At 67.0% G+C, this 25,099-nt stretch carries 16 protein-coding genes; 5 read left to right on the forward strand and 11 right to left on the reverse strand.

All coding sequences use genetic code 11. The annotated features are described in order from the left end of the window. Positions 1 to 38: 38 nt before the first annotated feature. The 3 genes from ARC78_RS05645 to blaCESS form a co-directional block, all read right to left on the reverse strand. Positions 39 to 2,681, reverse strand: coding sequence for a serine/threonine-protein kinase (locus tag ARC78_RS05645; protein ID WP_158499975.1), 2,643 nt, complete (start codon positions 2,679 to 2,681; stop codon positions 39 to 41). 82 nt (positions 2,682 to 2,763) lie between these two features. Then, on the reverse strand, positions 2,764 to 4,005 hold the full coding sequence (locus ARC78_RS05650) for a cation:proton antiporter (protein WP_096144908.1): 1,242 nt from the start codon (positions 4,003 to 4,005) through the stop codon (positions 2,764 to 2,766). Between the two features lie 56 nt (positions 4,006 to 4,061). Beyond that, entirely contained in the window at positions 4,062 to 4,952 is an 891-nt protein-coding gene (gene blaCESS / locus ARC78_RS05655; RefSeq protein WP_057505892.1) for a CESS family extended-spectrum class A beta-lactamase, read from the reverse strand. A gap of 168 nt (positions 4,953 to 5,120) precedes the next feature. Between blaCESS and ARC78_RS05660 the strand changes: the two genes are divergently transcribed. Next, on the forward strand, positions 5,121 to 5,999 hold the full coding sequence (locus ARC78_RS05660) for a LysR family transcriptional regulator (RefSeq protein WP_057505893.1): 879 nt from the start codon (positions 5,121 to 5,123) through the stop codon (positions 5,997 to 5,999). A gap of 58 nt (positions 6,000 to 6,057) precedes the next feature. Here ARC78_RS05660 and ARC78_RS05665 read toward each other — a convergent pair whose 3' ends face one another. After that, a complete protein-coding gene (locus ARC78_RS05665; protein ID WP_057505894.1) occupies positions 6,058 to 7,935 on the reverse strand; it encodes an ABC-F family ATP-binding cassette domain-containing protein in 1,878 nt (625 codons plus the stop codon). A gap of 312 nt (positions 7,936 to 8,247) precedes the next feature. Between ARC78_RS05665 and ARC78_RS05670 the strand changes: the two genes are divergently transcribed. Together ARC78_RS05670 and ybaL are read left to right on the forward strand one after the other, a co-directional pair. Then, positions 8,248 to 10,626: a TonB-dependent receptor plug domain-containing protein gene (locus ARC78_RS05670; RefSeq protein ID WP_054659283.1), complete on the forward strand. Its 2,379-nt coding sequence runs from the start codon at positions 8,248 to 8,250 to the stop codon at positions 10,624 to 10,626. A gap of 238 nt (positions 10,627 to 10,864) precedes the next feature. Continuing rightward, on the forward strand, positions 10,865 to 12,559 hold the full coding sequence (gene ybaL, locus ARC78_RS05675; protein ID WP_057505895.1) for a YbaL family putative K(+) efflux transporter: 1,695 nt from the start codon (positions 10,865 to 10,867) through the stop codon (positions 12,557 to 12,559). A gap of 113 nt (positions 12,560 to 12,672) precedes the next feature. Here ybaL and ARC78_RS05680 read toward each other — a convergent pair whose 3' ends face one another. The 7 genes from ARC78_RS05680 to ARC78_RS05710 all read right to left on the reverse strand — a co-directional run bounded on the left by ARC78_RS05680 (position 12,673) and on the right by ARC78_RS05710 (position 21,552). Further along, positions 12,673 to 13,959 (reverse strand): O-acetylhomoserine aminocarboxypropyltransferase/cysteine synthase family protein, encoded by a 1,287-nt coding sequence (locus ARC78_RS05680; RefSeq protein WP_057505896.1) that lies wholly within the window; start codon positions 13,957 to 13,959, stop codon positions 12,673 to 12,675. A 145-nt stretch (positions 13,960 to 14,104) separates the two neighbouring features. Beyond that, positions 14,105 to 14,674 (reverse strand): hypothetical protein, encoded by a 570-nt coding sequence (locus ARC78_RS05685; RefSeq protein ID WP_241772679.1) that lies wholly within the window; start codon positions 14,672 to 14,674, stop codon positions 14,105 to 14,107. Between the two features lie 137 nt (positions 14,675 to 14,811). Continuing rightward, entirely contained in the window at positions 14,812 to 17,400 is a 2,589-nt protein-coding gene (gene clpB, locus ARC78_RS05690) for an ATP-dependent chaperone ClpB (protein WP_054659008.1), read from the reverse strand. Positions 17,401 to 17,582: 182 nt separating this feature from the next. Further along, complete coding sequence (locus tag ARC78_RS05695; protein WP_054659011.1) at positions 17,583 to 18,407, reverse strand: DUF3014 domain-containing protein; 825 nt, start codon at positions 18,405 to 18,407, stop codon at positions 17,583 to 17,585. 59 nt (positions 18,408 to 18,466) lie between these two features. Next, a complete protein-coding gene (locus ARC78_RS05700; protein WP_057505897.1) occupies positions 18,467 to 20,056 on the reverse strand; it encodes a SulP family inorganic anion transporter in 1,590 nt (529 codons plus the stop codon). Positions 20,057 to 20,120: 64 nt separating this feature from the next. Further along, positions 20,121 to 21,020: an FG-GAP repeat protein gene (locus ARC78_RS05705; RefSeq protein ID WP_054658498.1), complete on the reverse strand. Its 900-nt coding sequence runs from the start codon at positions 21,018 to 21,020 to the stop codon at positions 20,121 to 20,123. Positions 21,021 to 21,075: 55 nt separating this feature from the next. Next, positions 21,076 to 21,552: a DUF3574 domain-containing protein gene (locus ARC78_RS05710; protein WP_054658496.1), complete on the reverse strand. Its 477-nt coding sequence runs from the start codon at positions 21,550 to 21,552 to the stop codon at positions 21,076 to 21,078. Between the two features lie 187 nt (positions 21,553 to 21,739). Between ARC78_RS05710 and ARC78_RS05715 the strand changes: the two genes are divergently transcribed. Then, positions 21,740 to 24,172, forward strand: a complete 2,433-nt coding sequence (locus tag ARC78_RS05715; protein WP_057505898.1) for a TonB-dependent receptor plug domain-containing protein — start codon at positions 21,740 to 21,742, stop codon at positions 24,170 to 24,172. A 136-nt stretch (positions 24,173 to 24,308) separates the two neighbouring features. Beyond that, entirely contained in the window at positions 24,309 to 25,055 is a 747-nt protein-coding gene (otsB, locus tag ARC78_RS05720) for a trehalose-phosphatase (protein WP_054658494.1), read from the forward strand. Positions 25,056 to 25,099: the final 44 nt, after the last annotated feature.

The raw sequence follows: 25,099 nt of genomic DNA on the forward strand, positions 1-25,099 counted from the left end.
GACCCTAGCCCGCCGTGGATTGCCGGGCAAGCGCCTGCCTAGGGCCTCGCATTGGCTGATGCGGCGCGGGCGGTTGCCAATGCCGCCCGCCACTGGCGGGTGATCGGCGAATCATCGCCATATACCGGCACCGCCGCGGCGAGCACCGCCTGCCACGCCGTCACCGCCTCGGCCCACGCACCACGCTGCTGCGCCAGTCGCGCACGCAGTACCTGCTGGTTGATCGCCGCGAACGGACTGCCGTGCACGACCGGTTCCAGCGCCGCCAGCATCGCCGCCGCCTCGTCCAGACGCTGTTTGCCGATCAGCCACTCCGTCCAGGCCTGGCGCACGCGGATGCCGTTGGCGCTGTTGGCGGGAATACGCGGCAGCCATTGCCGATACGCCCGCTGCAGCAGCGCGTCACCCTCGTTCCTGCCCAGCCGGGTCAGCAACAGGCCCAGCTGCAACGCCGCATCCAGCGTATCGGGATGATCGGCGCCGATCACCGCCTCGCGCGTGGCCAGCACCGTGCGGTAGTCGGCCTCGGCACGGCGCAGGTCGCCGGTCCCCACCGCCAGCTGCGCCGCCGTTTCCAGTACCAGCGAATAGCCGTAGCTGTCTTTGCCCTGCACCGCGACCGTCAGCCGCAGCGCTTCATCCAGATAAGGCCGCGCGCGGACATACTCACCCTTGCGGATCAGCGTGGCGGCCAGCCGGTTGTTCTCGCTGGACACATACACACTGTGTTCGCCGAAAATCTTCGGTGCCCGCGCCAGGTTGGCCTCGAACAGCATCACCGCCTCCGCCAGCCTGCCGCTGTCGGCCACGGCCAGGCTGCGCTCGGTATGGCTGCCCCAGTAGTCGAACGACATCGGTCCAAACAGGCGCTCGAACATCGGTGTGGAACGGTCGAACATGGCCAGCGCGGCGGCCAGGTCGCCCTTGCGCCGGTAGAGCATGCCCAGGTTGTCCTGCAGCACGCCGATGAACTGCTCCCGCCGGCCGGCCTCATGCCGTTGCAGGGCCTGTTTGAACGCCGCTTCGGCCTCGTCATAGCGCTGCTCGGACAGCAACGCCAGTCCCAGCGAGTTGCAGGACTGCGCAATCCGGAAGCTGTCCGGCGCGCCCTCGCCCAGCAGCGCCAGCGAACGGCGCGCCAGACGCTCACCCTCCTTGCCGAAGCGATCGGCCGAATAGGTGCTGGAGGCCATATTCAGACTCTGCGCGGCCAGATCGATGTTCTTTGCGCCACCGGCCTGCGCCAGTGCTTCGGCAGCGGCCTCCATCAGTGGCCGGGCCCTGCTGGAATCCCCCAGATTCTTGTAAGCCAGCCCGATCACCGCCTTCAGCCGCGCGCGTACTTCCGGTGCGGTATCCAGATCGGTGTCCACCTGCACGGCGGCCCGGTCCAGCACCTCCCTGGCGCTGATCGTTTCTCCGCCCCGCAGTCCCTTCTCGCGCGGATCGGCCGCCTGGAACATGGACACCAGAAAGCCGCTGACCTGTTCGGCGACCATGGCCTCGCGCTCGGCCTCGGCCCGGGCCTGGCCCAACCGCCAGACAAACCCGGCCGCCAGCAGCAGCCCTGCCGACAGGGCCGCCATCCCCTTCCAGTTGCGCCGCAACCAGCGACCGGCGCGGTACCCCCGCCCGCCCTTGCGCGCCCGCACCGGGCGGTGTTGCAGATAGCGCTGCACATCGGCCGCCATCGCCTCGACCGAGGAATAGCGCTGCTCCGGCAGCAGCGCTCCGGCACGTACCACGATGGCATCCAGGTCACCGCGCAGCGCGCGCCGCTGCTTTGAGCCAAGACCGGCCCGCAGGCTGGGCGCGACCACCGCCGCGGCGGAAGCCCCGGCAGCACGGCGCACGCATCCGCCTGCCAGCAGTTCGCCCAGCACCACCCCCAGACTGAACACATCGCAGGCGACACCCACGTTCTGGTTGGACTGCAACTCCGGGGCCGCGTAGGCCGCGGTGAAGAACGGCTCGCGCACGCCGCGCTCTTCGCCCTCCAGCAGCCGCGACACGCCAAAATCCAGCAGCACCGGCTCGCCATCGGCGCGCACCAGGATGTTGGAGGGCTTCAGGTCGCAGTGCAGCACCAGCTGCGCATGCGCCGCCTGCACCGCGCCGCAGACCTTCAGGAACAGAGCCAGGCGCTGGGGAATATCCAGGGCCTGGCGGCGGCAGTACTGATCCAGCGATTCGCCACGGACGTACTCCATGACCAGATAGGGATTGCCCGCCGGCGTGCTGCCACCGTCATACAGCCGCGCGATGTTGGGATGCTGCAATCCGGCCAGAATGCGCCGTTCCGCGGCCAGCCGCTCGGCCACCCGGGGTCCGGGTTGACCGAGCAGGAACTTGATCGCCACCTGCTGCGCGTACAGGCCATCGGCACGCTCGGCGCGGAACACCACGCCCATGCCCCCACTGGCCAACCGCTCACACAGACGCCACGGTCCGATCCGTTCACCCTCATTCAATTCCGACACTGCCGCGGCGGTCAGCAACTGTTCCATCGGCGCGCGTGCGCGGCCCAGATCGCAGGTCTGTGCCTCCAGCAGCCCCAGGGTTTCCGCGATGACCTGCGGATCGGCGCTCAACCGCGCCAGCTCGGTCCGCCATTGCGACGGATCCAGCGCGCACACCGAGTCGAAAAGCTCCCGCACCTGCTGCCAACTGTCCCGATCCACCCGCATCCCCTGTGCCTGCAGGGCGCCGCTTTGGCATCCCGCTTTCCGGGTGCCGATGATAGCGGGCCGGCTGGCCCAGGCCTCAGGTCTTGCGCGACAGATCAGCCGGTTTCGAGGCGACGTCCAGCGGCCCGTCTGCAGTCAGCTGCGCTCTTACGTTCGTCGCCGCGGCGTCCATTGCGCGTTCGTGCTGCAACGGATCCACATCCATCGGCGTGCGGAACACCAGCGATGGCAGCAGTGTGGTCACCGCCGCGTAGAACAGCAGCGCGCCATACAGCACCGGCGAGACATCGAAACGCTCGCGCATGATCCCGGCCAGCACCAGGGTGAAGATCAACGTCGGCGACAGCGCCAGTGCCACCCGCAGGCTCGAACGCAGGCTCTCGCCGAAGATCAGCCGGCGCTGCAGGCTCACCACCGCGATGCGCAGCGGCAGCACCACCAGGGTGATGACCACTCCCAGTCCCAGCGCTTCGAAACTGAGCGCGTCGCCGGGCACATGGGTGCCGGAATTGAAGAAGTAGAACGGTACGAAGAACGAGGAGAACAGGCGCAACGCGTGCAGGTTCTCGTGCGAGGCCAGCGACGGCATCCGCTGTTGCAGCAGGCGTGCCACCAGCCCGGCAATGAACGCGCCGACCAGGTAGTACACCCCCAGCCAGTAGGTGATGTAGGCCGCGAGCATGCCCACCATCACCAGCAACGAGAACTCCGAGCCCGGCGCGTGCGGCGCCACCCAGCGGCCGAGGCCGACGAACAGCAGCGGCAGCCCGACCATCATCGCCACCAGCGCCAGGCTGGAGAGCCCCAGGTGCACCGGATCATCGGCCTGCATCACCACGAACATCGCTGCCAGCGCCAGCAGCTCGCCGGCGATGGCCTTGCTGGTCACCCAGAACCGCTCCTCGTCACCAAGCCCGAGCTGCGACAGGGAATCCATGATGAAGCCGGTCGACGGCGTCAGCAGCGCCAACGCCAGCAGCCCCGCGGCCTGCCACGACAGGCCGGCGTAGCGCCATGCCAGCCAGGCCACCCCGACCAGCGAGGCACTGCGGATCAGCAGGTGCGCCAGCAGCGGCCACAGGCCCTTGCGCAGGCTGGCGATATCCACCTCCAGCCCGGCGAACAGGAACAACGAGGAGATTCCCAGTATCGACAGCAGGCTCACCACCGGATCGTGGGCACCATCGTCCAGCCACAGCACCGCGCCGATACCGAACGCCAGGCAGGTCAGCGGGGCGGGAATGCTGAAGCGCTGGATCGCGCGCGGGATCACCAGCAACGCGAAGATCAGCAACAGGTAGATGACATCTTTGTTCATGAGCCCGGCATCCTTGATGGACAACTGACAACGCGGGCGCCGGAACAGACCGGCTGTCAGTGCAACCAGGCCCCCGCAAGCTCCCCCACGCGGCGAAGAATCCCATTGCGACCGTCATCATCCAGTGCAGACCCCTGCAGGAAACTGGCCAGCAGCCACGGACTGCCGCCGGCCTCGGGCCACAGCACGGCGATGTCGTTGGTGGCGTCACTCCCGTTGCTGCCGGTCTTGTCGCCCACCCGCCAACCGCGCGGCAGGCCGGCACGCAGGCGCGCATCGCCGGTCTGGTTGTCGATCAGCCAGTCGGCCAGTTGCTGCCGTGATGCCGGGGCGAGCACGTCGCCCAGCACGAAGCGCTGCAGGTTGGCGGCCATCGCCGCTGGACTGGTGGTGTCGCGCGGATCGCCGGGCGCGAAGCGGTTGGCCTCCGGCTCGTAGCGCGCGCAGACGGTTACCGCATCGCCCTGCGCCCGCAGGAAGGCGGTCAGCCCGGCCGGCTCGCCGACCAGCGGCAGCAGCAGGTTGGCCGCGGCGTTGTCACTGGTGATCATCGTCGCCCGGCACAGATCGCGCACCGTCAGGTCCTTGCCGACGTGGCGCTGGCTGACCGGCGAGTGGTCGATGATGTCCGCCGCCCGCACCGGCACGCGCCGGTCCAGCGCGAGCTGGCCCCGATCGGCGCGATACAGCACCGCGGCCGACAGCAGGAACTTGAAGGTGCTGCACATCGGAAAGCGTTCCTGCATGCGGTGGCCATAGCGCGCACCGCTGGCCGGATGCCACAGGCACACGCCCAACCGACCGCCGCTTTCGGCTTCCAGCGCGGCGAAATCGCGGGCCGGCGGGGCAGGTGCCGTAGCGTTGGCCAACCGCGCCAGTGCCGGCACGGCAACGGCACTGGCCAGGGCGGCACCCCCGAACTTCAGGAACTGGCGACGGGCGAACATGCGGACTCTCCTGGGCATTGGCTGACAACGATGGTGAAAGCCGCGGCGGCCTGTGACCAGCGCGAAAAACCAGCATCAGCCATGAGCTGAATTTGCAGCTGACCCCGCCCTTGCCGCAGCAAAGGCGGAATAATGCGGACAACCCATCACCCGCCCTAATGGCTTTGCATGATCCGCCCGCCGCTGCCCCTCAACGCCCTGCGTGCCTTCGAGGCCGCCTCACGGCACCTGAACTTCACCCGGGCCGCACTGGAGCTGTGCGTCAGCCAGGCCGCCCTGAGCCACCAGATCCGCTCGCTGGAAGACCGCCTGCAGGTCAGTCTGTTCCACCGCCTGCCACGCGGCGTGGCCCTGACCGATGAAGGGGCGGCGCTGCATCCGGTGCTGACCGAGGCGTTCGACCGCATCGCGATCGCGCTGGCGCGTTTCAGCGACGGCCGCTTCCGCGAAGTGCTCACCGTCGGCGTGGTCGGCACCTTCGCCACCGGCTGGCTGCTGCCACGGCTGGCGGCCTTCGAGGCTGCCCATCCGGATATCGAACTGCGTGTGCAGACCCACAACAACCGCATCGACCTGGCCGGTGAAGGGCTGGACCTGGCGATCCGCTTCGGGGAGGGCGACTGGCAGGGCCAAGACTGCACGGCCATTGTCGATACCCCGTTCGCGCCATTGTGCGCCCCGGCGCTGGCCCGGCGGCTGCGGCAGCCGCGCGAGCTGGGCAACGTGCCGCTGCTGCGCTCCTACCGCAATGACGAGTGGCCGCGCTGGCTGAAACTGGCCGGCATCAGCGGCGTTCAAGCGCGCGGGCCGGTGTTCGATTCGTCATTGACGCTGGCCAGCGCGGCGGCGGCCGGTGCCGGGGTGGCGTTGCTGCCGCTGCGCATGTTCGAGCAGGAGCTTGCCGACGGCCGCCTGCTGCAGCCGTTCACGCCGACACTGTCACTCGGCCGTTACTGGCTGACGCGGCTGCGCTCGCGCCCGGAACGCGAGCCGATGCGCCGGTTCAAGGCCTGGCTGCAGGCGCAGGAAGCGCCGGCCGGTCCTTGATCACCGGCGGGAGCTGTCCACCGCCGGCCAAGCTGCGAGGCCAGGCGCCGCGGGAAGCTCAGTCTTCCAGCATCTCCATCCACGTGGCTTCGGCCTGTTCCAGCTGCTGGGCCAGCACCTCGCGCTCGCCGCCGAGCCTGGCCATCTTGGCCGCATCGGCGTAGTTGCCCGGATCGGCGAGCTGGCGGTCGATCCCGGCCAACGCGGCCCCCAGCTGCTCCACCTTCTTTTCGGCCGCTTCCAGCTTGTGCGGATTGACCGGCTTTCTGGCCGCAGCCGGCTTGACCGGCGCCACGGCTGCCGGCGGCGCGGAAGCGGCCGGCTTTTCCTGTTTGTCGGCCTTGCTGCGTGCCCCCTGGGCACTGGCACGGGTGCGCAGCCACGCCGCGTACTCGTCCAGATCACCTTCAAACGGCTCGACCACGCCATCGGCCACGCGCCAGAAGGTGTCGCAGACCAGACCGATCAGATGGCGGTCATGGCTGACCATCACGATCGCGCCTTCAAACAGCGCCAGCGCTTCGGCCAGCGCTTCGCGCATTTCCAGATCCAGGTGGTTGGTCGGTTCGTCCAGCAGCAGCACGTTGGGCTGCTGCCAGGCGATCAGCGCCAGCGCCAGACGCGCGCGCTCGCCACCGGAGAAGCCGTCGACCGGTTCGAACGCGCGATCGCCCGGGAAATTCCACTTGCCCAGGAAATCGCGGAAGCTCTGGTTCACGCCATTGGGGTCCAGATCACGGAAGTGGTCCATCGGCGTGGCGCCTTCGCGCAGCGATTCCACCGTGTGCTGGGCGAAGTAGCCGATCTGCAGGTCCGGATGCGCCATGCGGTCACCGGCCAGCAGCGGCAGCTCGCCCACCAGCGATTTGACCAGCGTGGTCTTGCCGGCGCCGTTGGGGCCGAGCAGGCCCACGCGCTGGCCGGCTTCCAGACCGAAGCCGACGTTGTCCAGGATCACCGCGTCCGGGCCGTAGCCGGCGGTCACATCGTTGAGCCGGATCAGCGAGAACGGCAGCTTGGCCGGTGGCGAGAACTCGATGCGGAACTCGCGCTCGGCGCGCACCGCTTCGGTGCCGGTCATCTTGGCCAGACGCTTGATCCGGCTCTGCGCCTGGGTGGCCTTGGAGGCCTGCGCCTTGAAGCGGTCGATGAAGCTCTGCAGGTGGGCGCGCTCGGCCTGTTCCTTCTCGTGCGCGATCTGCTGCTGGCGCAGGTGCTCGGCACGCTGGCGCTCGAAATCGGTATAGCCACCCGGGTACAGCTTGGCGCTGCCGCCATGCAGGTGCAGGGTGTGGGTGGCGACGTTGTCCAGGAACTCGCGGTCATGCGAGATCAGCAACAGGGTGCCCGGGTACTTGAGCAACCACTGTTCCAGCCAGTACACCGCATCCAGATCCAGGTGGTTGGTCGGTTCGTCCAGCAGCAGCAGGTCGCTGGGCATCATCAGCGCGCGGGCCAGGTTCAGGCGCGCGCGCCAGCCACCGGAGAACGCAGCCACCGGCCGGCTGTGGGTCTCGGCCGGAAAGCCCAGGCCGTGCAGCAGTTTGCCGGCACGGGCCTCGGCGTCATAGGCGCCCAGCTCGGCCATCTTCTGGTGCGCGTTGGCAACCGCTTCCCAGTCCTCGCGTGCGGCGGCGGCGGCCTCTTCAAGCAGCACCGCGGCCACCACGTCATCGCCACCGAGCACGTAGTCGATGGCGCGGTCCGGCAGCGCCGGGGTTTCCTGGGCCACGTCGGCGATGCGGATCTTGCCCGGCAGCGACACATCTCCCTTGTCCGCCTCCAGCTCGCCGCGCACGGCGGCAAACAGGCTGGACTTGCCCGCGCCATTGCGCCCCACCACGCCAACGCGGTAGCCGGCATGCAGGGTGAGGTCGACATTGGACAGCAGCAGGCGTTCGCCCCGGCGCAGGGCGAAATTACGAAGGGAAATCATGAATAGGTCCGTTATAACGAAAAGGAATGTGCATGTGAGCAGCATTCCTGCGACGTGATTCTAACGTTATCCAATACTTGACTCACCTCCTGCACCGGCAGGCGCCCTCCCGGCGTTTAACCGCAGGACTCCCCTACTCCCCCTGCCAAATCGCTACTGCCGAGCTGAAAAAGCTTTCAAAAGCAACAAATTAGCCGAGGCATCCGGTTTGACACGAGGTAAAAATTCCATTAATCCGTTGATGGCGCACCGCAACAGCCGCGAACCCCACGCCTCGCCGATGCCGCCACTCAATACCGGAGCTGCAACCTGATGAACCGCAAGTCCAGTACCCTCGCCGTCGCCATTGCCCTCGCCCTGGGCACCTCCGCCGTCCCCGCCCTGGCCCAGTCCAGTGCCAACACGCTGGACACGGTGATCGTCACCGGTACCCGCGTGGCCGACCGTACCGTGGCCGAATCGCAGTCGCCGATCGACATCATCACCCCGGAAGTGCTGCAGTCCACCGGCACCTCCGAGCTGGCCACCGCGCTGTCACGCGCCCTGCCCTCGCTGAATTTCCCGCGCCCGGCGCTGACCGACGGCACCAGCGGCATCCGTCCGGCGCAGCTGCGCGGGCTCTCGCCGGACCAGGTGCTGGTGCTGGTCAACGGCAAGCGCCGCCACACCTCGGCGATGATCAACGTCAACGGCAGCATCGGCCGCGGTTCGGCCGCGGTGGATATCAACGCCATTCCGATCGCCGCGATCGAACGGGTGGAAGTGCTGCGCGACGGCGCCTCGGCGCAGTACGGTTCGGACGCCATCGCCGGCGTGGTCAACATCGTGCTCAAGGGCAGCGGTGAAGGCGGCAGCCTGGCGGTGGACGCGGGCCAGTATTCGGCCGGCGACGGTGCCAAATATCAGCTCTCCGGCGACACCGGCGTCAGCTTCGCCGACGGGCGCGGCAAGCTGCACCTGGCCGGCCAGGTCAGCCAGCAAGACGAGAGCAACCGTGCCGGCCCCTACCGCGGCACCACGCCCAACACCGGCAACTTCCCGGCGATCGGCCAGACCACCTTCATCGTCGGCGACCCGCGCGTGGACGCCAGCGCCGCTTCGGCCAACCTGAGCTTCGCCTTCACCGACAACATCAGCGGCTATGCCAACGCGCTGCTGGGCAACCGCGACATCACCTCGTTCGCGTTCTACCGCTCGCCCAATCACAGCGGCCAGGGCGCGCTGCTGGCCCAGGTCTATCCGGACGGCTACGTGCCGCAGATCAACCAGTACTCCAAGGACCGCTCGCTGGTGGCAGGCGTGAAGGGCAACACCGAGAGCGGCTGGACCTGGGACGTCAGCCTCAACCACGGCGAGAACACCCTGGATTTCCACACCCGCAACAGCATCAACTACAGCCTGGGCGTGAACAGCCCCAGCTCGTTCTACGACGGCACGCTGAAGTACCAGCAGGACATCGTCAACGCCGACCTCACCAAGTCGCTGGACTGGGGCCTGGCCTATCCGGTCACCTTGTCCTTCGGCGGCGAGTACCGTCGCGAGAAGTGGGAGCAGACCGCCGGCCAGCTGGAGTCGTACACCGGCAGCGGCGCGCAGGGTTTCGGCGGCTTCACCCCGATCAACGCGGTCGACGCCGATCGCCACAACTACGCGGTCTATGCCGGCCTGGAAGCCGACCTGACCGAGAAGTTCTCCGCCGGCCTGACCGGCCGCTACGAGGACTACTCGGATTTCGGCGACAAGTTCTCCGGCAAGCTGTCGGCGCGCTACGCCTTCACCGACAAGGTGGCGCTGCGTGCCACCGCCTCCAGCGGTTTCCGCGCCCCGTCGCTGGCCCAGCAGAGCTACCAGGCGGTGACCAGCACCATCATCAACGGCGTCTTCGTTGAGCGCGGCACCTTCCCGACCACCAGCACCGCCGCACAGGTGCTGGGTGCCAGCCCGCTCAAGGCCGAAAGCTCCACCTCCTACAGCGTCGGCCTGGTGCTGCAGCCGGTGGACCGGCTGTACCTGACCGTCGATGCCTACCAGATCGACATCGACGACCGCATCGTGCTGTCCACCAACATCACCACCAATGCCGCCGCCAACGCCTTGCTGGCCGGGCTGGGGCTGCCGCAGGTCACCGCGTTCTCCTACTTCACCAATGGCATGGACACCCGTACCCGCGGTGTGGATGCGGTGTCCAGCTACACCCTGCCGTTGGCGGCCAGCAGCTTGGAGCTGACCGCCGCCTACAGCTACAACGAGACCGAGGTGAAGAAGTTCCTCGCCTCACCAGCCGTATTCGGCAGCCTGGGCATCACCCAGTCGCTGATCGGCCGCGACGAGATCGGCCGCATCGAGGACAGCTACCCGCGTGACAAGGCCATCCTCAGCGGCACCTGGCGCTCGGACCGCTGGGAGCTGGGCCTGTCAGCCACCCGCTATGGCAGCTTCACCGTGCGCAACTCGGCCACCGCCGCCCGCGACCAGACCTACGACGCCAAGTGGGTGCTGGACGCTTCGGCCAGCTTCAAGCCCAGCGAGCAGTGGAAGCTGACCCTGGGTGCGGACAACCTGCTGGATACCTACCCGGAGCGCACCGCCGACCTGCAGAACTCGACCTGGGGCATGCTGCCGTACAGCAACTACTCGCCGTTTGGCTTCAATGGCGCCTACGTCTACGGCCGTATCAGCTACACCTGGTAAGACCGCAGCCGCGTCGTGGAAGGAAGATGCCCCGGGAAACCGGGGCATCTTTTTGGGCCTGGCCGGTGCCCCGCCGTCGCCTGGCACAGACTCGCCGTTGCCGCATCCGCCACCAACGGCACGGGCCGGAGCCGGCAATCCATCATCTTGAATTTTTTGCTTTTTCCGGCGTATTTCCGCTTTGTCGATGCCGGCCGCGTCCGTAGAATCGAGCTATCCCCCATAACTGCGAGCTGTAATGCACCATGACACCGCCCTGATCAACATGCTGGCCATCGGCCTGGGCTTTGCCTTCGTACTCGGCGTCCTGGCCAACAAGCTGCGGCTGTCGCCGCTGGTGGGCTATCTGGTTGCCGGTGTCATCGTCGGCCCCTTCACCCCGGGCTTTGTTGCCGACCAGGCGCTGGCCAACCAGCTGGCCGAAATCGGGGTGATGCTGCTGATGTTCGGGGTGGGATTGCACTTCTCGCTGAAGGATCTGATGGCGGTCAAGGCGATCGCCATCCCCGGCGCCGTCGGCCAGATCCTCGTGGCGACCCTGCTGGGCTGGGGCGTGGCCTCGGTGATGGGCTGGCCGGTACTGCACGGGGTGATCTTCGGTTTCTCGCTGGCCACCGCCTCCACCGTGGTGCTGCTGCGGGCGATGGAAGAGCGGCGCCTGCTGGAAACCACCCGCGGCAAGATCGCCGTGGGCTGGTTGATCGTGGAAGACCTGGCCTGTGTACTGGCGCTGGTGATGATGCCGGTGATCGCCGACGTCTTCGGACCCGATGCGAGCGGCAAGGCACCTTCCATCGCCGGTGTGCTGGCCTCCATCGGCTGGACCTTCGTGCAGCTGGGTCTGTTTGTGGCGGTGATGCTGCTGGTCGGCCGCCGGGTGATCCCGTGGGTGCTGGAGAAAGTGGCCGGCACCGGTTCGCGCGAACTGTTCACCCTGTGCGTGCTGGCCATCGCGCTGGGCGTGGCCTTCGGCGCCGCCGCGCTGTTTGGCGTGTCGTTCGCGCTGGGCGCGTTCTTCGCCGGCATGATGCTCAACGAGTCCGAACTCAGCCATAAGGCCGCGCACGACTCGCTGCCGCTGCGCGATGCCTTCGCGGTGCTGTTCTTCGTCTCCGTTGGCATGCTGTTCAACCCGATGATCCTGGTCGAGCACCCGTGGCAGGTACTGGCGACGGTGGCGATCATCATGTTCGGCAAGTCGGCCGCGGCATTCTTCATCGTGCGCGCGTTCGGCCACTCCAAGAGCACCGCACTGACCATTTCCGCCTCACTGGCGCAGATCGGCGAGTTCGCCTTCATCGTCGCCGGACTCGGCGTGGCGCTGGAGATCCTGCCCGAGACCGGACAGTCGCTGGTGCTGGCCGGCGCCCTGGTCTCGATCATGCTCAACCCGCTGGTGTTCGGCCTGCTCGACCGCTGGCAGGCCAAGCATCCGATCGCCACCCAGGTGGCGCAGGAACCGGAGATTCCGCCGGGCCCGTCGCTGGAGCTGCAGGACCATGCCATCGTCATCGGCTACGGCCGGGTCGGCAGCCATCTGGCGCAGGTGCTGCGCGAGCGCGGCGTGCCGGTGCTGGTGATCGATGACAACCGCGAGCACGTCGAGCGCGCGCATGCGGCCGGCATTCCCGGCATCCGCGGCAGCGCGGCGGCCGACCGGGTGCTGGCCGAAGCGCACCCGGAGCGCGCCAAGATCGCGGTGCTGGCCATTCCGCAGCCACTGGAATCGGGCGAGGCGCTGGCCAAACTGCGTGCGATCAATCCCGACCTGACCCTGCTGGCCCGCGCCCACAGCGATGCCGAAGTGAAGCACCTGCTGGAGCACGGCGCCGACGGCACGGTGATGGCCGAGCGCGAACTGGCGCACTCGCTGGCGGAAATGGTGATGGCCACCCCGCCCTATCGCGCCCTGCGCCACGGCCCCGGCTACTGACGCATCGCCCTGTCGCCCCGCCCGCCAGTGGCGGCGGGGGCGTTCCGTGACCGGGCCGAGAGGGCGTCGCAGGCACCCTCTCCACCACCGCCACGAGACGACGGCGCCCCTGATCAGGCGCTGGCCAGCGCCTGTTCCAGGTCGGCCAGCAGGTCGTCGATATGCTCGATGCCGATGGACAGCCGCACCGTGTCCAGGGTGACGCCCGCCTTCTCCAGCTCGGCCGCATTCAACTGCCGATGGGTGGTGGAGGCCGGATGCGTGGCCAGGGACTTGGCATCGCCCAGGTTCACCAGACGGGTGAACAGCTGCAGCGCATCGAGGAAACGGGCACCGGCCTCACGTCCGCCGGGCAGGCCGAAGGTGAGAATCCCCGAGCCATGGCCGCGCAGGTACTTCTGTACCAGCGCATGCTCCGGATGGTCCGGCAGCGCGGCGTAGTTCACCCATGCCACCTTGGCGTGCTTCTGCAGATAGTGGGCCACCGCCAGCGTATTGCTGTTGATGCGGTCCATGCGCAGCGCCAGCGTCTCGATGCCCTGCAGGATCTGGAAGGCATTGAACGGCGAAATCGCCGCGCCGGTGTTGCGCAGCGGCACCACCCGCGCGCGGCCGATGTAGGCCGCCGGGCCCAGCGCCTCGGTATAGACCACGCCGTGGTAACTCACATCCGGCGTATTCAGGCGCGGGAAGCGCTCCTTGTGCTCGGCCCACGGGAAGCGACCGGAGTCCACGATCGCGCCGCCCAGGCTGGTGCCATGGCCGCCGAGATACTTGGTCAAAGAGTGCACGACGATATCGGCGCCGAAATCGAACGGGCGCTGCAGATACGGCGTGGCCACGGTGTTGTCGACGATCACCGGCACGCCATGGGCATGGGCGATCTTCGCGATCGCTTCGATGTCGGTGATGTTGCCGCGCGGGTTGCCGATGGACTCGACGAACACCGCCTTGGTCTTCTCGTCGATCAACGCGGCGAAGGCCTGCGGATCGCGGTAGTCGGCAAAGCGGGTCTGGATGCCGAACTGCGGCAGCGTGTGCGCAAACAGATTGTAGGTGCCGCCATACAGCGCGCTGGAGGCGAGGATGTTGTCGCCGGCCTCGGCGATGGTCTGGATGGCGTAGGTGATCGCGGCCTGTCCGGAAGCCAGCGCCAGCGCGCCGATACCACCTTCCAATGCGGCGATGCGCTTTTCCAGCACATCGGTGGTCGGATTCATGATCCGGGTATAGATATTGCCGGCCACCTTGAGATCAAACAGGTCGGCACCGTGCTGGGTGTCGTCGAAGGCGTAGGCCACCGTCTGGTAGATCGGCACCGCGACCGCGCGGGTGGTGGGGTCGGGAGAATAGCCGCCGTGCACGGCGATGGTTTCAGGCTTCCACTGCAGGTTGGTCATCGGAGCGCTCGGTCAGGAGGGACCGCTGACGATAGCCGAGGAGGAATGGCGTCCGGCCGAAGGTTGCAGCCGTTACTTGTGAGCGCCTGGTATCAGCGGATAGGCAAGACAGCAGCTGCCCGGCCTGCCGGCATCCTGCGGCACCTCACGGTTTGGCGGGGCTCATCTGCGGGCAGGGATGGGCAGCGCTCTGGGTATCGCAGAGCTGCACCTTGCTCAGGTATTGCACCCAGGACACCACCTGCTCCCGTTCCGGCGCGAAGCGATAGGCTTTCTGCACCACATAGAAACGGTCTGCCCCCTGGATGCCCTTGAACCAGGTGTATTCGGGCTTGCCGCTGGCGGGATTGTTCGGGCAGGTGAGCATCAACAAGGCGAAGGGATAGCCATTCTCCTCGCCCTCGCGGATCCAGCGGCTTTCGCCACCCGGGCAGGCGCCTTTCCACCCGCGTTCAATGAAGCCCAGGAACTCGTGCGGCGTCGCCTGCAGGCCGGGACGGGAGGCGGTGACCGTCAACATCTCCGTCCATTGCTGCACGGTCTGGCCAGTGGGCACGTATTCCCACAGGCGTGCGCCGTCAGCTTCGGTGTTCTCGAACGCCTTTACATAACCCGGTACCTGCGGGCGCAGCAGCTGTTCGGTGCCGGTGCGCTGCGCAAGCGCCGCCGGTACCACCAGCAGCGATGCCAGCAACGATGCAATCGCATACCGCATCAGATCTTCCTCATCCATGGAGTGCGCGGGCCTTCCCGCAGCGTAACGCCCGCGCCCTCAGCCCAATCGAACCTGCTCCTGCAAGGCGTGAATCGCTGCGACGACGGGCACCGGGCCACGCCGTCGCACTCTCGCGATCAGGCCTTGGCGAACTGCAGCTGGCCACTGCCGCCGGCTTCCACCTGGATGGTGTCGCCGCTGGTGAACTCGCCGGACAGGATCTTCTGCGCCAGCGGATTCTCCAACTGCGCCTGGATCGCACGCTTGAGCGGACGGGCACCATAGACCGGATCGAAACCGACGTTGGCCAACTGCTCGAACGCCGAATCGGTGACTTCCAGCTTCAGGCCACGCTCGCCCAGCCGCTTCTCCAGCCCACGCATCTGGATGCGCGCGATCTGCTTGATCTGCTGCTTGTCCAGCGGGTGGAACACGACGATGTCATCCAGCCGGTTGATGAACTCCGGGCGGAAGTGCGCCTGCACCACGCCCATCACCGCCGCCTTCATCTGCAGATAGGCCTCCGGGCTGTCGTCGCCGCTCATGTCCTGGATCTGGTGCGAGCCCAGGTTGGAGGTCATCACGATGACGGTGTTGCGGAAGTCCACGGTACGGCCCTGGCCATCGGTCAGGCGGCCGTCGTCGAGCACCTGCAGCAGGATGTTGAACACATCCGGATGCGCCTTCTCCACCTCGTCCAGCAGGATCACGCTGTACGGACGGCGGCGCACCGCCTCGGTCAGGTAGCCGCCTTCCTCATAGCCCACGTAGCCCGGGGGCGCACCGATCAGGCGCGAGACGCTGTGCTTCTCCATGAACTCGCTCATGTCGATACGCACCATCGCGTCGGGCGAGTCGAACAGGAAGTCGGCCAGCGCCTTGGTCAGCTCGGTCTTGCCCACACCGGTGGGGCCCAGGAACAGGAACGAGCCACTCGGACGGTTCGGGTCCGACAGGCCCGCGCGCGAACGCCGCACCGCGTCGGAAACGACCTTGATCGCCTCCTCCTGGCCGACCACGCGGTTGTGCAGCATTTCTTCCATGCGCAGCAGCTTGTCGCGCTCGCCTTCGAGCATCTTGCTGACCGGAATACCGGTCCAGCGCGAGACGACCTCGGCGATTTCCTCGTCGGTCACCTTGTCCTGCACCAGCTTGAAATCCTTGCGCTCGACCTCCTGCGCGGCGGCCAGCTGCTTTTCCAGATTGGGCAGCACGCCATACTGGATTTCGCTCATTTTGGCGAAATCCTGGCGGCGCTGGGCCGCTTCCAGATCGAGCTTGGCCTTCTCGACCTGCTCCTTGATCTTTGTCGCCCCCTGCAGCGCGGCTTTTTCCGACTTCCAGATTTCGTTGAGGTCGGAGAACTCGCGCTCCAGCGTGTCGATGTCGTTTTCCAGATCGGCCAGCCGCTTGCGCGAGGCCTCGTCCTTCTCCTTCTTGAGCATCTCGCGCTGGATCTTGAGCTGGATCAGCCGGCGTTCCTGGCGGTCCAGTTCTTCCGGCTTGGAGTCGATCTCCATGCGGATGCGCGACGCCGCCTCGTCCATCAGGTCGATGGCTTTGTCCGGCAGCTGACGATCGGTGATGTAGCGGTTGGACAACGTCGCCGCGGCAACCACGGCCGGATCGGTGATCTCCACGCCGTGATGTACCGCGTAGCGCTCCTTCAGACCGCGCAGGATGGCGATGGTGTCTTCCACCGTCGGCTCGCCCACGAACACCTTCTGGAAGCGGCGCTCCAGCGCGGCATCCTTCTCGATGTACTGGCGGTACTCATCCAGGGTGGTGGCGCCGATGCAGTGCAGCTCGCCACGCGCCAGCGCCGGCTTGAGCATGTTGCCGGCATCCATCGCGCCATCGCCCTTGCCGGCACCGACCATGGTGTGCAGCTCGTCGATGAACAGGATGATCTGGCCTTCGTTCTTGGAGAGGTCGCTGAGCACGGCCTTCAGCCGCTCCTCGAACTCGCCGCGGAACTTGGCACCGGCAATCAGCGCGCCCATGTCCAGCGACAGCACGCGCTTGCCGCGCAGGCCTTCGGGCACTTCGTCGTTGATGATGCGCTGGGCCAGGCCTTCGACAATGGCGGTCTTGCCCACGCCGGGTTCACCGATGAGCACCGGGTTGTTCTTGGTCCGGCGCTGCAGCACCTGGATGGTGCGACGGATCTCCTCGTCGCGGCCGATCACCGGATCGAGCTTGCCGCTCTCGGCGCGCGCGGTCAGGTCGATGGTGTACTTCTCCAGCGCCTGGCGCTGCTCTTCTGCATTTTCGCTTTGCACGGTTTCTCCGCCGCGCAGCTTGTCGATGGCGGCCTCCACTTTCTTCTTGTCGGCACCGGCGCCGCGCAACGCCATGCCGGCGGCCCCCCCGTCATCCACGGCGGCCAGCAGGAACCATTCGCTGGCGATGAACTGGTCGTTGTGCTGCTGGGCCAGCTTGTCGGTGGCATTGAGCAGACGCACCAGATCGTTGCCCATCGACAGGCTGCCGGCCTGGCCGGAGACCTTGGGCAGCGCATCCAGCGATTCGGCCAGTCGCTCGCGCAGCACCGGCACGTTGACGCCAGCCTGGGCCAGCAACGGACGGCTGCTGCCACCGGACTGGTCCAGCAGCGCACTGAGCACGTGCACCGGTTCGATGATGTTGTGATCGCGGCCGACCGCCAGGGATTGCGCGTCAGCCAGCGCCTTCTGGAAGTTGGAGGTGAGCTTGTCCATCCGCATGGGTGTTCTTCCTCGATATCAGGGGGCCGGCACTGCCAGCGATACTGGTTCAGATGCGGTTGCAATGGTGTGATTCAAGGGCGGGGAGCCAGCCCTGTTCAGCTGCAATCGCCGCCTCCGGTCCAGTATCGCCACACCGTCACCCCGTGCATTGATCCGGCGCAAACGCCTGCGCGAGCGGGTTATCCGCCGGTCAATGCGGTCCGCAGTTCGCGCAACTGCTGTTTGACCGCCCGCGCCTGCGCCACCTCCAGCCGCAACAGCGCCTTCTGCCCCACCGAGCGCGCCTGCAGATCCGGATCGACAAAGCGGTACCTCCCACGCTCATCCCGCACCAGCGACGGTGCCACCGGCGGTTCGGGCGTCAGCAGCAGATGGTCGATGACCGCGACCAGGCGGTCGTTGAAATGGCCATCGGGATGCCCGACCTCGCGCCAGGCCTGCTGGATCAGCGGATACAAACGGCGATAGGCCTGCGCCAGCCGCTGGGCATCAACGCCGGTGAAGGCGTCCACATAAGGCGCATAACGCGCCGCATTGGCCGCGGCCAGCTGCTCACCGCCCTGGCCGTCAGCTTGCAGCAGGGGGCTGCCGGCAACCGGGCGGAGCGCCATCGCCGCCGCCGGCAGGCTGGGTTGGGTGAGATTGTCGATATGCACCACGCCGCGCTGGATCAGGTGCCCGGGCACCAGCAAGGTCAGCAGTCCGTCCGGAAACATCCCGCCCAGCATCTGCATCACCTGCGCATCGCTGTCGGCCAGCACAGGCAGCGCTGCATCGGCGGCATCCGTGCTGTGGAGCGGATAACGCGGCGAGGCCGCGACCGGCGCTGCGGCAATCTGCGACGGTGCCGCGGCCGGCGCTGCCACACCGGTATTACCGCCGGGCGAAACCTTGCCCGGCGACGGCAGCCGGCGCAGATCATCCTGGAACAGCCAGCCCCCGGCCCCGCCTACCGCCACCACTCCCAGCACCACCCACGGCCACACCGCTTTGCGCTTCTGCATCACTTGCACCTCGTATTGCATGTGAGGGTGTGACCGGGCCGATCGGCGAGGGTTCCCCGCTATTGGCCGGTCGGCCGCCTCTGCAGCGACAGCAGTCCCAGCATCAGCGCCAGCGCGACATAGGCGCCGGCGAACTGCCAGCTGATGATCTTCGGCAGGCCTTCCAGCATCCACGGCAGGTAGATGCCGCCGCGCGGATCCACCGAATGGATCAGGCCGAACAGGGTCAGCCCGGCGGCGATCAGCATCAGCACCGCACCGCGCCGCAACTGGCCATCGATCATCGCCACCACCGTGGCGATCCACAGCATCGCGGTGATGATGAAGCCGTTGCCAAGGGTGAAGATCACCGCCAGCTCCGGCAGGCCGTGCCCATCCAGCGTCGTGGTCATCGCCGCCAGCTGTTCCGGCGCGATCCAGCCCGGGGCCTTGATCGCCAGCAGATAGGCCACCGACGGCAGAAAGCCCAGCACCATCGCCCCGGCATGCGCGCGCGGGGTAGCCTGGAAGGCCTGGGTGGTGATGTCGATGGCCACGTACACGATGATCGGCGCCAGCACCGCCAGGGGCAGCCACTGCACCAGCCCGGAGATCACCCCGAGCATGCCGCCGATGCCGATGAACAGGCCGGTCAGCAGCGTGTAGCCGCTGCGCGCGCCCATGTGCTTGTAGGCCGGCTGGCCGATATACGGCGTGGTCTGTGCCACCCCGCCGCACAGCCCGGCCACCAGCGTGGCGAAGGCTTCCACCAGCAGGATGTCGCGGGTGCGGTAATCGTCACCGGCCGCGCGGGCGCTTTCGGAAACGTTGATGCCCCCCACCACCATCAGCAGGCCGAACGGCAGCAGCAGAGGCAGATAGGTCATCGCCGTGGGCAGGCCCTCGATGAAACCCAGGCTCGGCCATGGCAGCACCACCTGCGGCGGCGTCCATTGCGGCACCTTGAAGCCCGGCGCGCCGAGCCCGGTCAGCCCCAGCCCGTAATACAGCAGCGTGCCGAACGCGAACGCGACCAGCACTCCCGGCGCGCGGACCGGCAGGCGCCCCTTGGCGATCAGCACATACAGCAGCAGACCGAGGGTGACGAAACCCACCACCGGCGAGCGCAGCGTTTCCAGCAAGGGCAGAAAACCCATCAGCACGATCGCGATCCCGGCGATCGAGCCCAGCAGCGCGGCCCGCGGCAGCGCGCGGGTCACCGCCTCGCCGAAAAACGACAACACGGTCTTGAGCACGCCCATGATCACCAGCGAAGCCATGCCCAGCTGCCAGGTGGCGATCGCCGCGGCGTGCGGGTCCAGCCCCTGCGCCTTGAACGCGACGAACGCCGGGCCCAGCACCAGCAGCGCCATGCCGATACTGGTGGGCGCATCCAGCCCCAGCGGCATCGCGGTGACATCGTCGCGGCCGGTCTGCGCGGCCAGCCGCCGGGCCATCAGCGTGTACATCAGATTGCCGACCAGCACGCCCAGCGCGGTGCCGGGGAACATGCGCCCGAACACCACCTCGGCCGGGAACTGGAACATGCCCACCAGGGCCATCGCGATGAAGCCCAGGATCGACAGGTTGTCGACCACCAGGCCGAAGAAGCCGTTGAGATCGCCGGCAACGAACCAGCGCCGAGGGAAGCTTGAAGCGGAAGGATTCATGAGGATGTCGTCAGGAAAGCGGGGGCGGAGTAATCGCGGAGATGTTGGGTGCGAATGGAGCAGATCAGCCGTTCGGGGGCAGTTTCACCCAGCCCAGCACCGGGCCGTGGCGGGGATTGTGGTAGCGCAGCTGCAGCCAGCCCTCGGCTTCGTCCAGCAGCTCGACGCGATCACCTTTGCGCAGATAACGCCGGGTGACGGTGTCGCCGGCCCTGCTGTACAGCTGCAGTTTGTCCGGCACCACCGAGGCACTGCGGCCCGGCAGCGGTGCATCCTCCAGTGGCGGATCGAATGCATCCCAGATGGCACTATCAACACGCTTGCCTGCAACGTCCCAAGTGCTCCACACGGTGAGGATTTCCGGGTCCCCATCCCCGGCTACCCCGAGATCCAGAACCGGCGCCAGGCGGGCGGTGTCGAGCATGGCGCCGCGCATCGAGCGATACAGGTAGACCCTGTCTACCTGGTAGCGGTAGACATCGCTGTACCACATCGGCCCGCTGCGGCAGCTGCTGGTCAGTGTGCGTGTGGCCGGGTCCGGGATCAGCGACCAGAAGCCCGCGCAGCTGATGTGCGCCCCCGCAGGCGCGGCCAATGTCCGGAACTGGCCGCTGGCCGGCTCGTACAGGTAGACCGTGACCGCCTCGTTGACCTGGCCCAGCGTCGCGCGGGTAGCCAGGTCCTGGTAACCGTCGAAGTTGTAGTCGGCGTGGCCCAGGTGCGTGCCGCCGCCTTCTTCGTCCGTGGACGCCAGCAGTAGCTGGCGGGCCGAGGAGCGACTGGTACCCACGTCCACGCGGCCATCGCCGGGCAAGCGCGCATGCGCGCTCACAGCGGCGGTGACCTCGAAGCGTATCTCGCGGTCATCGGCAGCGCGCGCTGGCGCTGCCGGCAGCACAACCGCTGCGAGCAGCAGGCCGAAAGCGGCAAAACGCCAGCGCGGCCGGGTTATGGGGGGCGTCATGGAGAAACTCGTCTGCACTTGGAAGCTGCCCGCAGGCTAGTCGATCCGGTGTCGCTCAGAACGAAACCTCGACCGGCTGCCGCGACCACAGCACCGACTGGTGCCGGGTGGCCTGCTTCCACGCCAGACGGATCGCCTCGATGTCATCGCGACGCTGCGCGGTGTCTTCGTGCAACACCACCAGCACTTTCGTGCGCAGCCGGTTCGGCTCCGGCGCGCCGCGGAACAGCCACTGGCCATAGGCGTCGAACACGGTCAGGCCATCGGGAAAGCGTGGCGTCACCTCCTTGTCCAGGAAAACGCGCCACTGGGCCTCGCTGACCATATCGGTCTGTTCGCGCGCGGAATTCCCGCTTTCCTCGCCGACGCCGAAATACAGCTCGCTGCGCACCCAGCCACTGGCTGCGGCCGGACGCGCCGCATCGTCCTGCAATGTGGCGGTGACCGCACCGCCCGCCGGAGCAGTCGACGGCAGGCTGGCACAGCCGGTCAGGGCCAGGGTGGCGGCGAACAGGAGGGCTTGCAACTTCATCGGGGAACTCCGAAACAGGGAAAGACAGGAATAGACGGACGGCCGATGGCGCAGATCGCCATCGGCGATATGCAGATGCCGTGCGCGGTACTTGCACCGGATGCCGTCATCACGCCAAGATAATATATCGCTTCATCCGGATGGATGTAAGCAATAAATTCCCTCCCCGCCCTTCTCCGGAGTTTCCATGTCCCGCCCCACCTCGGCCCCGCTTGGCCTGGCCATCGCGCTGGTGCTGCCTTCTCCCGCCTTTGCCCAGGACGCCCCGCAAGCCACCAACCTGGACACGGTGATCGTCACCGGCACCCGCGCCATCGACCGCACCGTGCTCGAATCCACCGCGCCGGTGGACGTACTCAGCGCCGAGGACATCCGCAAGGCCGGCGTGGTCAACGGCGAGCTGGGCAGCGCGCTGCAGGCGCTGCTGCCCTCGTTCAACTTCCCGCGCCAGTCCAACTCCGGCGGTGCCGACCATGTGCGTGCCGCGCAACTGCGTGGTCTGTCGCCAGACCACGTGCTGGTGCTGGTCAACGGCAAGCGCCGCCACAACAGCGCCCTGGTCAATACCGACAGCAAGATCGGCAAGGGCACCACGCCGGTCGACTTCAATGCCATCCCGGTCAGCGCGATCAAGCGCATCGAGGTGCTGCGCGACGGCGCCGGCGCACTGTATGGCTCCGATGCGGTGGCCGGCGTGATCAACGTGATCCTCGACGACGCGCCGGAAGGTGGCGCCATCGAGGCCAGCTTCGGCGCCCACCACACCGACCTCAAACCGATCGGCCGCACCCTGACCGATGGCCAGACCAGCTACTTCAGCGCCAAGGTCGGCACCGCCCTGACCGATGACGGTGGCTTCCTGCGCGTGGGCCTGGAACTGAAGAACCGCGAAGCGACCAACCGTGCCGGTTTCGACCAGATCCCGCCGTGGGAGGCGCAGACCCCGGACAACCTGGCCCTGGCCGGCAAGCGCAACTACTCGCTCGGCGATGGCGCCAGCAAAGACCTCAACGCCTGGTTCAACAGCGAGATTCCGCTCGGCGCGACCTCGAAGGCCTATGCGTTCGGCACCTGGAACCAGCGCGATACCGAAGGCGCCAACTACTTCCGTTACCCGGACGGTGAGGCCAACTGGAAGGCGCTGTACCCGAACGGCTACCGCCCGATCTCCGAAGGCGAAAACCTGGATGTGCAGCTGGTGGCCGGTGCCCGCGGCGAACTCGGCGACTGGAACTACGATGCCAGCCTCGACCATGGCCGCAACGCGTTCACCTATCGCCTGCGCAACTCGCTCAACGCCTCGCTCGGCCCGGCCAGCCCGACCCGCTTCAAGACCGGTGATTTCAGCTTCGCGCAGACCGTGGCCAACCTGGATTTCGGCCGCATCTTCGTGCGCGCCAATGACAGCCACAGCCTCGGCTTCGGCATCGAAGGCCGTCACGAGCGCTATGAAACCGGCGCTGGCGACCCGGCCAGCTATGCCGCCGGCCCGTATACCGACCGCCCGACCGGCTCGCAGGCCGGCGGTGGCCTGACCCCACAGGACGAGGCCGATCTGTCGCGCGATGTGATCAGTGCCTATACCAGCCTGTCCTCGACCTTCGGCGAGAAATTCTCCACCGATATCGCCGCCCGCTACGAGCATTACCAGGATTTCGGCGGTGAGCTGACCGGGAAGTTGGGCGCACGCTACGCCTTCGCCCCGGCCTTCGCGCTGCGCGGCTCCATCTCCAACAACTTCCACGCACCATCGCTGAGCCAGATCGGCTACGAGTCGACCTCGACCGGCTATACCGCCGGTGGCCAGCTGGTGCAGGGCCGGCTACTGTCGGTGAACAACCCGATTGCACGTGCGCTGGGCGCCAGCGACCTGAAGCCGGAGAAGTCGGTCAACACCAGCCTGGGTTTCACCAGCCAGATCGGCAGCCACTTCGACCTGTCGCTGGATCTGTTCCAGATCGACATCGATGACCGTATCGCACTGTCGGAAAGCATCCGTGGCGATGCGCTGACCGATTTCGTCCAGCAGCAGTTCGGCATCGGCGGGCTGGAAAGCGCACACTACTTCGTCAACGCCGCCGACACCCGTACCCGCGGCGCCGAGTTCGTCGGCAACTGGCGGCAGTCGCTGGGCGATGGCGAGCTGCTGCTGACCGGTACCTGGAGCTATGCCAAGACCGAGCTGAAGAACGTGCTGGCCACGCCGGCGCAGCTGCTGGCGCTGGATCCGGACTATGTGCTGTTCGGCGTGGAAGAGAGCAACACGCTGACCGATGCCGCCCCGCGCACCCGCGCGCAGTTCGCCGCGAGCTGGGCCAATGACAGCTGGTCGTTGAGCAGCCGCATCAGCCGTCACGGCAGTGCCAAGCGCGTGTTCGATTTCGGCGATGGCTATGTACCGACCCAGACCTACCAGGCCGAATGGCAGTTGGATGCGGAAGTGGAATACCGCATCAGTCCGCAGTGGAGCGTGGCGGTTGGTGGCCAGAACCTGACCGACAACTATCCGGACCTGTCGAACGAAGACATCCACTACTTCGGCAACCTGCCGTATGACGTGCTGTCACCGATCGGAAGCAACGGTGCGTACTGGTATGGCAGGGTGCGCTTTACGTTCTGATCGGCAAACACGCCGGCTCCCCTCTCCTGGCAGCAGGACAGGGGAGCTGTACGCACATCGCACCATGTGCAGTCATGCAGCGGCTGTCGCACGCGGGATGACCTTCCCATAACAACTGTCGCGGCATAGTGTCGGCATGTTTGAAGAACTACAGCGTCCGCCACCTCCGGCGCTGGCGGACACCGATGCGCTCTTCCTCGACGTCGACGGGACCTTGCTCGCCTTTGCCGATCATCCGGACAAAGTGAAGCCCGACGCGCCGCTGCTGGACCTGCTTGCCATCCTGCACCGGCGTCTGGGCGGTGCGCTGGCGTTGCTCAGTGGACGGCCGCTGACCCAACTGCAGCAGATGTTCACGCCCTTGCAACTGCCAATGGCAGGCCTGCACGGCGCACAGCTGCGGCACTGCGCCGAGGCCCCCCTTCCGGACAGCGGTACCGCACCGTGGCTGCATGCTCTGCACGTGCGCGCGCAACAGCTTGCCCACGCGCACCCCGGCATGCTGGTCGAACACAAGGGCCAGTCTCTGGCACTGCACTGGCGCAACGCCCCGGACGCCGCCGGCGCCATCACCGCCTTTGCCCGTGCCCAGCTGCCGCAGCTGCCCGGGGTGCGTCTGCAGCCCGGCAACCATGTCATCGAGTTCGTCACCGCCACGCATGACAAGGGCCGGGCACTGCGGGAACTGATGCAGCACCCGCCTTTTCAGGGCCGCCGTCCGCTCTTCATCGGCGACGATCTCACCGACGAGCACGGATTTCAGGCTGCGCAGCAGTCTGGCGGTCTGGGCGTGCTGGTCGGCCAACGCGCCGAAAGCCATGCGCGGAGCGCCCTGCCCGACATCCCCGCCGTACACGCCTGGCTGCGCGCAGCCACGACCTGACCCCTCCGGAGGAAACAGCGACGCCAGCGGCGTTCGCACAACAA

Origin of the sequence: Stenotrophomonas pictorum JCM 9942 (assembly GCF_001431585.1) — a bacterium.
GTDB lineage: Bacteria > Pseudomonadota > Gammaproteobacteria > Xanthomonadales > Xanthomonadaceae > Stenotrophomonas > Stenotrophomonas pictorum.

Bases quoted from the DNA above. Each gene is read 5' to 3' on its own strand.
- ybaL (WP_057505895.1), top strand. From the start codon at position 10,865: ATGCACCATGACACCGCCCTGATCAACATGCTGGCCATCGGCCTGGGC.
- ARC78_RS05715 (WP_057505898.1), top strand. From the start codon at position 21,740: ATGTCCCGCCCCACCTCGGCCCCGCTTGGCCTGGCCATCGCGCTGGTG.
- ARC78_RS05685 (WP_241772679.1), bottom strand. From the start codon at position 14,674: ATGCGGTATGCGATTGCATCGTTGCTGGCATCGCTGCTGGTGGTACCG.
- ARC78_RS05710 (WP_054658496.1), bottom strand. From the start codon at position 21,552: ATGAAGTTGCAAGCCCTCCTGTTCGCCGCCACCCTGGCCCTGACCGGC.
- blaCESS (WP_057505892.1), bottom strand. From the start codon at position 4,952: ATGTTCGCCCGTCGCCAGTTCCTGAAGTTCGGGGGTGCCGCCCTGGCC.
- ARC78_RS05680 (WP_057505896.1), bottom strand. From the start codon at position 13,959: ATGACCAACCTGCAGTGGAAGCCTGAAACCATCGCCGTGCACGGCGGC.
- ARC78_RS05660 (WP_057505893.1), top strand. From the start codon at position 5,121: ATGATCCGCCCGCCGCTGCCCCTCAACGCCCTGCGTGCCTTCGAGGCC.
- ARC78_RS05665 (WP_057505894.1), bottom strand. From the start codon at position 7,935: ATGATTTCCCTTCGTAATTTCGCCCTGCGCCGGGGCGAACGCCTGCTG.
- ARC78_RS05650 (WP_096144908.1), bottom strand. From the start codon at position 4,005: ATGAACAAAGATGTCATCTACCTGTTGCTGATCTTCGCGTTGCTGGTG.
- otsB (WP_054658494.1), top strand. From the start codon at position 24,309: ATGTTTGAAGAACTACAGCGTCCGCCACCTCCGGCGCTGGCGGACACC.
- ARC78_RS05670 (WP_054659283.1), top strand. From the start codon at position 8,248: ATGAACCGCAAGTCCAGTACCCTCGCCGTCGCCATTGCCCTCGCCCTG.
- ARC78_RS05700 (WP_057505897.1), bottom strand. From the start codon at position 20,056: ATGAATCCTTCCGCTTCAAGCTTCCCTCGGCGCTGGTTCGTTGCCGGC.
- ARC78_RS05695 (WP_054659011.1), bottom strand. From the start codon at position 18,407: ATGCAGAAGCGCAAAGCGGTGTGGCCGTGGGTGGTGCTGGGAGTGGTG.
- ARC78_RS05705 (WP_054658498.1), bottom strand. From the start codon at position 21,020: ATGACGCCCCCCATAACCCGGCCGCGCTGGCGTTTTGCCGCTTTCGGC.
- clpB (WP_054659008.1), bottom strand. From the start codon at position 17,400: ATGCGGATGGACAAGCTCACCTCCAACTTCCAGAAGGCGCTGGCTGAC.